Origin of the sequence: Nitratireductor aestuarii, assembly GCF_014641695.1 — a bacterium.
In the GTDB taxonomy this organism is placed as follows: Bacteria; Pseudomonadota; Alphaproteobacteria; order Rhizobiales; family Rhizobiaceae; genus Chelativorans; species Chelativorans aestuarii.
The window spans coordinates 1-11,877 of sequence record NZ_BMIF01000016.1; the positions used below are offsets into that span (position 1 = coordinate 1).

Annotated in this window: 12 protein-coding genes; 8 read left to right on the forward strand and 4 right to left on the reverse strand. The window is 61.7% G+C overall.

Going from position 1 to position 11,877, the window contains the following annotated elements; genetic code table 11:
- Positions 1 to 179 precede the first annotated feature (179 nt).
- From IEX27_RS18640 to IEX27_RS18650, 3 genes are all read right to left on the reverse strand, one after another.
- Complete coding sequence (locus IEX27_RS18640; RefSeq protein ID WP_188722612.1) at positions 180 to 1,679, reverse strand: tripartite tricarboxylate transporter permease; 1,500 nt, start codon at positions 1,677 to 1,679, stop codon at positions 180 to 182.
- Between the two features lie 3 nt (positions 1,680 to 1,682).
- Complete coding sequence (locus IEX27_RS18645) at positions 1,683 to 2,144, reverse strand: tripartite tricarboxylate transporter TctB family protein (RefSeq protein WP_188722613.1); 462 nt, start codon at positions 2,142 to 2,144, stop codon at positions 1,683 to 1,685.
- 132 nt (positions 2,145 to 2,276) lie between these two features.
- On the reverse strand, positions 2,277 to 3,416 hold the full coding sequence (locus IEX27_RS18650) for a mandelate racemase/muconate lactonizing enzyme family protein (RefSeq protein ID WP_188722614.1): 1,140 nt from the start codon (positions 3,414 to 3,416) through the stop codon (positions 2,277 to 2,279).
- A 221-nt stretch (positions 3,417 to 3,637) separates the two neighbouring features.
- On the opposite strand from IEX27_RS18650, the gene IEX27_RS18655 reads away from it, so the two are divergent.
- From IEX27_RS18655 to IEX27_RS18690, 8 genes are all read left to right on the forward strand, one after another.
- Positions 3,638 to 4,063 (forward strand): tripartite tricarboxylate transporter TctB family protein, encoded by a 426-nt coding sequence (locus IEX27_RS18655; protein ID WP_188722615.1) that lies wholly within the window; start codon positions 3,638 to 3,640, stop codon positions 4,061 to 4,063.
- A 4-nt stretch (positions 4,064 to 4,067) separates the two neighbouring features.
- Positions 4,068 to 5,573: a tripartite tricarboxylate transporter permease gene (locus IEX27_RS18660; protein WP_188722616.1), complete on the forward strand. Its 1,506-nt coding sequence runs from the start codon at positions 4,068 to 4,070 to the stop codon at positions 5,571 to 5,573.
- A gap of 1 nt (position 5,574) precedes the next feature.
- Positions 5,575 to 6,777 (forward strand): CaiB/BaiF CoA transferase family protein, encoded by a 1,203-nt coding sequence (locus IEX27_RS18665; protein ID WP_244630451.1) that lies wholly within the window; start codon positions 5,575 to 5,577, stop codon positions 6,775 to 6,777.
- A gap of 22 nt (positions 6,778 to 6,799) precedes the next feature.
- Positions 6,800 to 7,768: a Bug family tripartite tricarboxylate transporter substrate binding protein gene (locus IEX27_RS18670; protein ID WP_188722617.1), complete on the forward strand. Its 969-nt coding sequence runs from the start codon at positions 6,800 to 6,802 to the stop codon at positions 7,766 to 7,768.
- Between the two features lie 45 nt (positions 7,769 to 7,813).
- On the forward strand, positions 7,814 to 8,872 hold the full coding sequence (locus IEX27_RS18675; RefSeq protein ID WP_188722618.1) for an Ldh family oxidoreductase: 1,059 nt from the start codon (positions 7,814 to 7,816) through the stop codon (positions 8,870 to 8,872).
- A gap of 5 nt (positions 8,873 to 8,877) precedes the next feature.
- Positions 8,878 to 9,747, forward strand: a complete 870-nt coding sequence (locus IEX27_RS18680; protein WP_188722619.1) for a fumarate hydratase — start codon at positions 8,878 to 8,880, stop codon at positions 9,745 to 9,747.
- A complete protein-coding gene (locus IEX27_RS18685) occupies positions 9,740 to 10,360 on the forward strand; it encodes a fumarate hydratase C-terminal domain-containing protein (RefSeq protein WP_188722620.1) in 621 nt (206 codons plus the stop codon). The genes IEX27_RS18680 and IEX27_RS18685 overlap by 8 nt, the downstream gene beginning before the upstream one ends.
- 128 nt (positions 10,361 to 10,488) lie before the next feature.
- Positions 10,489 to 11,112 carry a zinc metalloprotease gene (locus tag IEX27_RS18690; RefSeq protein WP_188722621.1) on the forward strand — a complete coding sequence of 208 codons (624 nt, stop codon included), beginning with the start codon at positions 10,489 to 10,491 and terminating at the stop codon, positions 11,110 to 11,112.
- Here IEX27_RS18690 and IEX27_RS18695 read toward each other — a convergent pair.
- Positions 11,098 to 11,874, reverse strand: a complete 777-nt coding sequence (locus IEX27_RS18695; protein WP_188722622.1) for a substrate-binding periplasmic protein — start codon at positions 11,872 to 11,874, stop codon at positions 11,098 to 11,100. The two genes, IEX27_RS18690 and IEX27_RS18695, sit on opposite strands and share 15 nt — an antisense overlap.
- Positions 11,875 to 11,877: the final 3 nt, after the last annotated feature.

Here is an 11,877-nt window from a genome sequence, read left to right on the forward strand (position 1 = left end):
TGAAGGGCGAAAATCAGTTGCCAATGGTCGTCGAAGGCATCAAATTCGCCGACGGCGTTGCCGTCACGACGACGCCAGATCAACACGCCGCCTGATCGGCCCCGTCACCCAGTTCCGACCATAGCTCAGTCCCAGGAGGTCGGTTCTGACGTTCCTGGAACTGCCTTGAAGTGGCTGCTTTAAGCTTCCTCAGCCTCTGCGCGACCACGGCGGACGAAGGATGTCGTCGCAAGCAGCACCACGGCAACGCCGAGCAGCACGAAGGTAAGGCTGATTGGCCGCTCAACGAAGATCCAGATATTGCCGCGTGAGATCGACATGGCCCTGCGGAAGTTTTCCTCAAACATCGGGCCAAGGATGAAGCCGAGGATGAAGAGCGCTGGGCTGAGCCCGGCGGCCTTCAACAGGTAACCGAGAATGCCGAAGAACACGAGCGTGTAGACCTGGAATGGTGACGATCCCATCGTGAAGACGCCGACACAGGCGAAGGCCAGCACGAACACGAAGAGCCAGTGGTAGGGCACCTTGAGCAGCTTCACCCAGAGGCCGATCAGCGGCAGGTTGAGGATGACGAGGAAGAAGTTGCCGATCCACATGGAGACGATCAGGCCCCAGAAGAGCGGCGCGTGTTCCGTCATCATGCGCGGGCCGGGCTGTACGCCATGGATCATGAACGCACCCAGCATCAGCGCCATCACCGGGCTGCCGGGAATGCCGAGCAGCAGGGTCGGGATGAAGCCCGTCTGCGACGCGGCGTTGTTGGCGGCTTCCGGCGATGCAACGCCTTCGATCGCACCCTGGCCAAACTGTTCAGGTGTCCGCGAAACGTTCTTCTCCAGCATGTAGGCTGTGAAGGAGCTCATTGCGACGCCGGCGCCTGGCAACACGCCGAGAAGAGAACCGATGGCGGAACCACGCAGCACAGCGGGCCAGGAGCGACGGAAATCGTTGCCCGTTGGCCAAAGTCTGCCGATCTTGCTGGTGGTGACGACGCTCTGCGAGCTCGAGGCAATGTTGCCAACGATTTCGGCAATGGCGAAGAGACCCACAGCGAGCACGGAAAAGTCGATGCCGTCGCGGAGTTCCCGAATGCCAAAGGTAAAGCGGAAGGTGCCCGTCATGACGTCGGAGCCCGCGAGGCCGAAGATGATGCCAAGGAGGGCGACGCCGATGCCCTTGATCACGCCGCCGCGCGTCATGGCGGCCACCATCAGCAGGGCAGCGAAGACGAGCGCTGCGTATTCTGCAGCGCCGAACCTCATGGCGATGCTGGCAAGCGGCGGACCGGCAAGAGCGATCAGCAATGTGCCGACGGTGCCGGCAAAGAACGAGCCCAGTGCCGCGACGGCAAGGGCGGCGCCAGCTCTGCCTTGTTTGGCCATCTGGTGGCCGTCGATGCAGGTGACGGCCGACGAGGCTTCGCCGGGCAGGTTGATCAGGATCGAGGTGGTGGAGCCGCCATAGGAGGCGCCATAGTAGATGCCGGCGAGCATGATGATCGACGCTTCTGCAGGCAGGCCGAAGCTCAGCGGCAAAAGCAGCGCGATGGTGATCACCGGGCCAACGCCAGGCAAAACGCCAATGGCAGTGCCGAGTGTGACGCCGATCAGGCAGTAGACGAGGTTGACGGGGTTGAAGGCGACCTGGAAGCCGAGGTCGAGAAGAGGCATCAGATCCATGGCTTAGAACCCCGCACCAAAGAGCCGGAGCGGCAGCCCGAGCCCGTATTTGAAGATCGCCACCATGAGGACGATCGTTGTGACCATCGCTCCGGCGATTTCCCAGCGGCGTCCGCCTTTCTGTGCAAACCACGCGATGAAGGTAAGCGCCGCAAGCGCTGGAACGAGCCCGAGGGGTACGACCATGACCGCGAAAGCAAATATGGCCAGGAGGATCAGCAGCAGCGGGCGGAATTCCCCGGAAGCAAAGGCTGCGGGAAGGATCTCTCCGCCACGGGCAGCCCTGATGGCATTCAGGAACTGCGCAATGCCTAGTAGAAATAGCGCCACACCGGCAAGCACGGGCACCGCTCCAGCCCCGGGTTGCGATAGACTGTCAAAGCCATAGGCCGAGCCAAGAAAGACAGCGACGATTCCGAAGACTATGAATAGTACTGCGGCAAGCATTTCAGAATTAATAGTCATCCTGAATGCCCGCCTTTGATGTAAAGAAGCATGAGCTTTCCTCCTGATGGCTGGTGTATCGCCGAGAAAGGGCTCAAGGACAATCGCCCACCGGTCAGGTTCCGTATGGCGGAACGCAGATTCCGAGGGGCCTCAGTTGACGTTTTTATAGAGCGGCTGGCGCTCAATGGGCTGGCCCACGGGCAGTTCGTGCGGCGCCATCGCGTCCAGATCAAGGACTACGCCATGGCCTGGCTCTGTGCCAGGAGTGTAGCGCCCGTCCTTGATTTCCAGGGGCGAGGCGGTCGCGCCGAAATCAAACAGATTGAGGCCGAAGATGTTCTCCACATGCAGCGCGTTGGGGAGAGCGGCGGCGAGATGCACGGAAATCTCGGTTGCGCCGTGGGGGGAAACGGGGATGCCGGCCGCCGCACCAAGCGCTGCGATCTTGAGGAACTCGGTAATTCCGCCGACCTTCCAGACGTCCGGCTGAAGGAAGTCGATCGCGCCGGCGCTGACATAGTTCCAGAACTCGTAACGGTTGCAGAGCTGCTCGCCCGCCGCGACTGCCACTCCGGTCGTATCCCGGAGCTTCGCATGGCCTGCGATGGTGTCGGAAAGCAGCGGCTCCTCGATGAAGAGCGGGTCGGCATCGCGCAGCTTGCGCGTGCGCAGGATTGCGTCGCCCAACGTCCATTTCTGATTGGCGTCGAGCATCAGGATGCACTCCGGACCGATAACTTCGCGCACGGCGAGGCAACGGTCCCGATCTTCATCGAGCCCCTGTCGCCCGACCTTGAGTTTGAATGACTTGTAGCCTTCCGCCCGCTGCTGGCGAACCTGGTCGACGAGCTCATCCTGGGAAAGATGGAGGTTGATCGCGCTGGCATAGACTTCCACGCTCTGCCTTGCCCCGCCCAGCATCCGGTGCAGCGGTTCACCGGCAAGCTTCGCCTTCAGGTCCCAGAGCGCGATGTCGATCGCCGAGACGGCGAGCGTCGTAATGCCCGCCGGGCCTGCCGCGTGGCACTCCATCCAGAGCCTTTGCCAGAGCTGTTCGGTATTGCGGGGGTCTGCTCCGGTCAGCATGGGAGCCAGATAGCCGACGATCAGCGCCTGCACGGATGCGGCTCCCACGCCCGCCGTTGTACACCAGCCGGTGCCGCGTTCGCCGCTCTCCGTCTCGATTTCGACGAGCACCATTTCGCGATGCGTCATCGTTACCCGCGCGGAAGAGAAAGCCTGCTTCAACGGCATTCGAAAGGCGCGGCAGGTCGTGCGGCTGATCTTCATTCGGTCCTCCCCATTACAAAGTCATGGATGATCTTCTCATGACATCACGAAGAAAGGGGCAGTGCCACCGCCTCATTCCGTCAAGCGAAATAGGGTGCAAAGCTGCGTTTCTCGCAGAAGGCCAACCTCTATGGTGACGCCATGGCAATGCTGCCTCAACGAAGACGTGGCTTCACTCTCTAATGCATCAAATAAAACTAAACGGCGACATCGCAGCCGGAATGCTGTTCATTCTCTTTGGCGGCTGGTTTTGCGGCTCCGCTATTCTTGGGCTGCCCTTTGGCAGCGCTTTCCGCATGGGTTCGGGCTTTTTCCCGACCGTGGTTGGAGGAATGCTGCTGGCGCTCGGTGCTGTTATCGTCATCAATGGTCTGGTATCACAGGCTGAGGAGATCGATCTTTCCGCAGTGCCGTGGCGTGCGGTCATCCTGTTCCCCGTCGGCCTGATCCTGTTTGGCGCGGCCATGCGGCCGCTGGGTCTGCTGATCGCGCTGCTCGCCCTCTGCTTCTGTTCCGCTATGGCGGTCAAGGGCATGACGCTTTTCCGCGCCGTCCTGCTTTCTGCAGTGATCACCGCCGTCTGCGTCGCCGTGTTCAGCTTCGCGCTCGGCCTCAACCTGCCCCTCATCGGCGATTGGCTAAGGTAGCGCCATGGATATCCTATCGAATCTCGCCCTTGGTTTCTCCGTCGCCCTTGCCTGGCAGAACCTGTTCTTCTGCTTCGTTGGCGTGCTTGCCGGAACGCTCGTTGGCGTTCTGCCGGGTGTGGGACCGCTGGCGACCATCGCCATTCTTCTGCCGATCACCTTTTCGATGCAGCCGGATGCGGCTCTGATCATGCTCGCGGGCATCTATTACGGTGCGCAATATGGCGGCTCGACGACCGCAATCCTGCTTAACCTGCCGGGCGAAGCATCATCGGCCATCACCACGCTCGACGGCTACCAGATGGCGAGGCGAGGCCGCGCCGGTCCAGCTCTCGCCGCGGCGGCGCTCTCATCCTTCTTCGCCGGTACGATTGCCACGATCATCATCGCGCTCTTTGCGGCTCCTCTCGCGCAGGTGGCGATGGCTTTCCGCCCGCCCTCCTATTTCTCGATGATGGTGCTGGGACTGATAGCTTCCGTCGTGCTGGCGCACGGCTCGATCCTCAAGGCGATCGCCATGGTGCTGCTCGGGCTGCTGCTCGGCATCATTGGCACCGACATCTACACAGGCTCGGCGCGACTCAACATGGGTACGCTGGAACTTGCGGACGGCGTGGACTTCGTGGCGCTCGCAATCGGCCTCTTTGGCATCGCGGAGATCCTGCGCAACCTCGAAACATCGGAAACACGGGAAGTGCTCACCACGAAGGTGAAGGGCCTTTGGCTTTCAGTGGCCGATCTGAAGCGTATTCTCATGCCGTCGGTTCGCGGCACGGCAATCGGCTCGGCGCTCGGCATTCTGCCCGGCGGCGGTGCGATGCTTGCTTCCTTTGCGGCCTATATCATCGAGAAGAAGATGTCGAAGAACCGCAGCGAGATGGGGCAGGGCGCGATCGAAGGTGTTGCCGCGCCTGAAAGCGCCAACAATGCCGGCTCGCAGACAGCCTTCATCCCGATGCTGACGCTAGGGCTTCCGTCCAATGCCGTGATGGCGCTGATGATCGGCGCGATGATCCTGCAGGGCATTCAGCCGGGTCCCGATATCATCGTCAAGCAGCCGGGCATGTTCTGGGGCCTGATCGTCTCCATGTGGATCGGCAACCTGATGCTGGTGCTGCTCAACCTGCCGCTGATCGGACTCTGGGTTCGGTTCCTGACGGTGCCCTATCCTATCCTCGTCGTCGCCGTCATGGCGTTCAGTGCGGTCGGCATCTATTCCGCCTCGGGCACGGTCTTCTCGATGTATGAACTAAGCTTCTTCGGGATCCTCGGCTATGTCTTCATGCGGCTGGGTTGCGAGCCTGCGCCACTGACACTGGGCTTCATTCTTGGGCCAATGATGGAGGAACAGCTCCGCCGCAGCATGCTGATGTCGCGTGGCGACCCGACCGTATTCCTCACCGAACCGATCAGCCTCGGCTTCCTTATCGTCGCGGCAGCCGCCCTTCTGCTCATCACCGCTCCTTCCATTGCCCGCAAGCGCGAAGAAGCCTTCAGCGAGGAGTCCTGATATGAGCGATCCCAACACCATGCGACCGTTCGAAGGCATCCGGGTGCTCGACATAACCCATGTTCTCGCGGCCCCTTTTGCCACCTACCAGTTGGCAGTGTTCGGCGCGGATGTGATCAAGATCGAGCATCCGACCGAGCCCGACCAGACGCGTATCGACGGCAGTGACCCGGCTCTCTCGGAAGAGAGGATCGGCACCCACTTCATCATTCAGAACGGCGGCAAGCGCTCGCTGACGCTGGATCTCAAGACCGAAGCCGGGCGCGAGGTTCTGCGCAAGCTCGTCCCGACGGCGGATGTGCTCGTCGAAAACTACCGGCCGGGAGCTATGAAGGCGCTCGGTCTCGGCTATGAGGACCTGAAGCCGCTCAACCCGCGCCTCGTCTATGCGTCCATGTCGGCCTTCGGGCAGGATGGTCCGCGTGGCGGACAGACCGGCTATGATCAGGTGATCCAGGCCGTCTCCGGCCTGATGATGGTGAACGGAACAGCCGACATGGTGCCGATGAAGGTCGGCACACCTGCCGTTGATTATTCCACCGGCGCGATGGGTGCGTTTGCGCTGGCGACGGCACTTTTCCAGCGGGAGAAGACGGGTCTCGGCCAGTACATCGATCTGTCTATGCTCGACACGACCCTGATGCTGCTTGGCGCACATCTTACCAACTACAGCCGGTCCGGCCGCGAGCCCAAGGCAGGCGGAAACCGCCACGAGTTTGCGACCGTCGGTCTCTACGACACAGCGGACGGCAAGCTGCAGCTTGCGGCCATCAACATGCGCCAGCAGAAGCGGCTCTGGACGCTGCTCGGTCACCCCGAGCTGATCAAGACGAGCAACGAGGAACGACGCGCCGACGCGACGCGCGAGCGGGAGATCCTGCTGCCGATCCTGCAAACGAAGTCTGCGAGCGAATGGGAGGAGTGGTTTCAGGCAAACCACATTCCAGCGGCCCGGGTGTGGACACTGCCCGAAACTCTGGCGCATCCGCAGCTCGAAAGCCGGGACATCCTGCACCGGTTCGTGGACGAGCCCGGCATTCCCGGATCGATCACGGTGCCGAAGGCGGCCTTCAAGCTCGCCCACGGCGGCGCACGCATAGACCGGCCGCCGCCGCACATGGGTGAGCATACGGAAACACTGCTTCAGGAACTCGGCTATTCGGCCGAGGAAATAACGGCCCTGCGCGACGCAGGCGCAATCTGATTTTTGGATGGGAGGAAAACCTATGAAACTGACGACCTTGATTGCATCCGCCTCATTAGCGTTGGGCGCTTTGGTGACAAGCGCCAGCGCACAGAGCGACTACCCGAAGGATCTTGTCCGCATCGTTGTTGGATCGTCGCCGGGCGGCACGGCAGACACCGTGTCCCGCCTGGTGGCCGAAGCGCTGACCAAGAAGTTCGGCCAGTCCTTCGTCGTGGACAATATTGCTGGCGCGGGTGGAGCTCTGGCAGCAACAACGGTCAAGGCGGCCAAGCCGGACGGCTATACGATCCAGTTCATCTTCTCGTCCTTCTCCATTCTTCCGTCGCTGAACACCGGCGTTGGCTATGATCCGGTTGCTGACTTCGAGCCAATTACGGAAGTCTCGTCCGCGCCCAATTTGCTGCTTGCCCATCCCTCGTTCGAGGTGAAGACGCTTGCCGAATGGATCGAGAAGGTGAAGGCCAACCCCGGCAAGTTCGACTATGGCAGCGGCGGCATCGGCTACAGCCAGCATCTATCCATGGAGATGCTGCTCCAGCAGATTGATGGTGACGCCGTGCACATTCCCTATGCAGGCAGCGGCGCGCTTCTGGGCGCTCTGGTCTCGGGTGAAGTTCCCTTTGCCTTTGACACGTTGACCACGGCCATCCCGCACATTCAGTCGGGCGCGGTGATCCCGCTCGCCATCACAAGCGCGGAACGGTCCGACGTGCTGCCGGAAGTGCCAGCGGTTGCCGAAGAGGTTCCGGGCTATGAGCTGACGGCGTGGAACGGCTTCGTGGCGCCAAAGGGCACGTCGCCGGAAATCATCAAGGCGCTCAATGAGGCGATCGTTGAATACCTCGGGACCGATCAGGCGAAGGAGTTCTTTGCCAAGCTCGGCACGACGGTCAGCGGCAGCTCGCCTGAAGAATTCGGTGCGCTGATCAAGGGCGACTACGAGAAGTTCGCCAAGGTGATTGAGCAGGCAGGCATCAAGCCTGAATAATAAGCTGCACATTTCCAATCTTGCTTGAGCAACATGGGGGTTGCCGTGACGGACAAGAAACTGGTTCCTGCTGATCAATTGGGTCCATTCGTTGCAGACCTGTTCATCGCCGGTGGGTTTTCGGCAAACGCCGGCCGGCGCATCGCGGATGCGCTGATCGAGGCGGATCTTTCCGGGCGGGGCTCCCATGGGGTGCTGCAGGCGGAAAACTATCTCGCCCGCCTGGTGGCGGGCGCGATGTCCACGGCTGAAAAGCCGACGATTGTCAGCCAGTCGAGAGGCGCGATTGTGCTCGATGCCGGGAGCATGGAAGGCCATCTGGCGGCGGACGAGGCGATCGCACTCGGCATCGAAGCGGCGCGCGAGCAAGGCATCGTGGCTGTCGCTGTGCGTAACAGCCAGCATACCGGCGTGACCGGACGATATGTGCGCACGGCCGCCGAGCAGGGATGCGTTGCGATTGCCATGGGCAACGCCAAGCCGGTCATGCCTGCACCTGGCGGGGCCCAGCGGCTGGTGGGCACCAATCCGCTCGCCGTCGGCATTCCGGCAACCGAAGGGCCGATCGTGCTCGACATGGCGACCACCGCGGGAACCGTCGGACGTATCCGGCAAGCCCGCGCTCAGGGGCAACAGCTTCCGGACGGCTGGGCAACCGACGCCGAAGGCAATCCCACGACCGATCCGGCGGAAGCCATGGCGGGCATGCTTCTGCCCATGGGTGGCGCCAAGGGTTTTGCCCTGTCCTTCGTCATCGACCTGCTGGTAGGCCTGCTCTCAAGCGGCGCCTGGGGCGACAAGCTCGGCCAGCTTGACGATGACAACAGCAAACCGCAGGTCACGTCCTTCCTCTTCATTGTCCTCAATGTCAGTCATTTCAGGCCCTTGCCGGAATTTCTTGCAGAGGCCGATGAAGCGGTCGCAAGGGTCCGCAACGCGCGACGCGCTCCGGGAACGGACCGCCTCTATACGCCGGGAGAGCGAAGCGCGGAGACGCTGGCAAAGAGTGGTGGTATGGTGAACCTGGCGCCCGCTGTCGCCGCATCGCTTGCCAAGCGGGCGCGGGATCTTGGCGTTGCCATCCCCGCTTTTCTAGAAGGCTGAGCCCGATGGCAGTCACCTATGAACTGATGAAGGATACTGCCCGGCGGCTCTATGAGCGGTCGCTCAAGGGTATTCCGGAAAACTCCAAGTTGGCGCTGGCGGATGCCCTGCAGACGGAGACTTCTGAGGCAGCGCAGAAAACGCTCCGCTTCATGCTGGCTAGTGCTGCCCGGGCAGAGGAACGCGACACCTATGTCTGCTCGGACGCAGGTTTTCCGGTCTATTTCGTCAAGATCGGGACAAGGGTGCAATTCAGTGGCGACCTGAAGAAGGCGATTGTCGATTCATTCGACGAATTGGTGGCGACCATCCAGCCGCCGATCCTGAAATTCGTCACCAACCCGCTGACTGGCGAACGCAGCTATCGCGGCAAGGATATGCCGCATGTAACCTGGGACCTGATCTCTGACGCGGATTACGTCGACATCACCTGCTCGCCCAAGGCGCTTGGCTCGGGTCGTTGGGCGGCGCTGGAAGTGTTCAGCTACCCGACACTCGAAGAGATCGAGCGCTACATCCTCGAGGTGTCGATCAAGGCCGGATCGCAGCATTGCCCGCCGGTGGTGATCGGTGTCGGCATCGGCGGTTCGTTTGACCATGCGGCCAAGCTCGCCAAGCTGCAGACGCTAAGGCCCTTCGGCACCAAAAATCCGGAACCGATCCTCGCGGGCATGGAAGCGCGGTTGACGGAAGCCATCAATGCAACCGGCTTCGGCCCCATGGGCACGGGCGGTGACACCACCGCGCTTGGCGTGCACATCGACTATGCTTCCGGACATGGGTTCACGCCAGTCGCCGTCTGCTTCAACTGCTGGATCAACCGACGCACGCGCGCACGGATCTACAACTCGGGGGAGGTCGAAGTCGTTGAGTGAACGTGTCCTTGATCTTCCGATCACGCCCGAAGTCGCCCGCTCGCTACAACTGGGTGACATGGTTTATCTGCGTGGCGAAGCCGTCGTGACGGCCGGCTTTCCGACGCACCAAAGGCTCGCCGCCTGCATTGACAACGGCGAGCCTCCGCCTGTCGAATTCGCGGGCAAGGCCTTCCTGCATCTTGGCGTCATGAGCGAAGAACGTGATGGCGCGCTGCAAGCGCTCTACGTCAATCCCACCACGAGCACGCGCTTCAATGCCTTCATGCCCAAGATCATTTCGCAGCTGGGGCTCACCGTCGCAGCGGGGAAGGGCGGGCTCGATGAAGCCAGTGTCGCGACGATGCGCGCGGAAGGCTGCGTCTACCTATCCATGCTGGGCGGTGGCGCCCCGCTTCTGACCGATGGCATTGCCGAAGTCGTCGAAGCCGGATGGCCGGATCTGATCGCGCAGTTCAGGCTGACGCGCCTCCGCCTCGACATGTTCGGACCGTTGAAGGTCGCGATCGATGCGCATGGCAACTCGCGCTATGCGGAACTGACCGAAAGCGCCCGCGCAAAACTTCCTGAAATCATGGAGATGCTCGCCAGACGGCGTAACGAACAGGCTTAGGAGCAATTTGGGTTTCGGTGAGTTGAGCCGGCTCACAAACTTTTCTTGAAAAGCCCGGTGCGGGATGTAGTCTGCCAGTCGTAGACGGATTGGCAGCACCATCGCACGCATCTGGATTTCAGGAGACCATGTTCGACCTCACTCTGTCCATGCTTGTGATGAGGGTGCTTGCCGCGCTGATCATCATTGGCGTCCATGGCTTCGCCTTGGCTGCCGCCGCCAAACTCCTCGGCGATGGACAGGCTGGCGATCGTCTTTCCGTCAGCCCTTTCGGTCATGTGGATCTCCTCGGGCTGCTGGCGTTTTTGCTGTTCGGGTTCGGCTGGATCCTGCCGGTCCCCATGAACTTCAAGCGCATTCGGGGCGGTGTTTGGGCGGTGCCGCTGGTTCTGGTGGCCGGACTGGCGCCCGTTCTGCTCATCGCCGCACTTGCCGTTTACCTGCTGCCCTGGGCCTCGGTTTCATTCTCCTATTCAACCGCCCCGATGGTGGTGGCGTTCTTGGGCATTCTTGCCCGTCTCAGCATCGGATTTGTGCTGTTGAACCTCCTGCCTGTGCCTCCCTTCAGTCTCGGGCAACTGCTCGTTGCCTGCCGGGAGGATTGGCGTGAAAGCGCAAAGCGCTTCCACTTCGCCTTTGCCATCATCGCTCTGCTCCTTGGTTACGCAGTGCAACCGTGGATCGCGGGGGCAGTCGACGCCGTGGCGCATACGTTCTTTGGTGACATCAGCCTGTTGTCACGAGCCCGCTGAGGCGAGCTTTTCCCGGATTTCCCCGATAGAGCCGTCGGCCTTGAGGGATTGAAGCGCATCGGCAAAGGCGCGCTTGAAGGTGAGATCCCCCTTCCAGAGGCCAAACACCAGAGGATTGGCGTCGAGCGGCGGGGGGAGCGATATGGCTGTCCAGCCGCTTTCGCTTGTCGCCGCCTCCTGCGAGGGAACGATTGCGGCATCCACGTCACCGGAACGCAGGAGCGACAGTGCCGCGTCTGCACTGTTGGCAAGGCGCACGGCGGCTTTTTCCTGGCGAAGGAAGCGGGAGAGGGCCAGACGATCTACGTCCTGCAGGTTGGCTGGTACGGAAACCTTCAGGCCCGTGATAGTCTCTTGCTCTCCCCCGGTCAGCGCCACGAGGCCACTTTCTCCGTAGGGCGGAGAGACATCGATGAAGGCTCGCGTCCATGGCGTGTCGGTCAGGCCGGCTGCCAGCACCACACACTGCGCGCGGTTGACGCCCCAGTTGCGCAGGTCAAAGTTGGTCGCCATGGCCGGCACTTCGTAGACGGCAAAGCGCAGCCCCATTCTCTCGGAGATAGCCGCAAGGAGTGCGCGTTCGAACGTGGTCTCGGTTCCACGGGCTGGCGGTACGCAGGCCGTCAGCACACCGCGCTGTTTCACCTGCTGCAGGGAGGTGTCGGGCGGCAGAAGCGTGACGCCAATAAAGAGCGCGAGCAGCAGCAACACGACACCATAGTCCCGAACCACGCGCAGCATCCGGGGCAGCAGGCTCTTCATCGA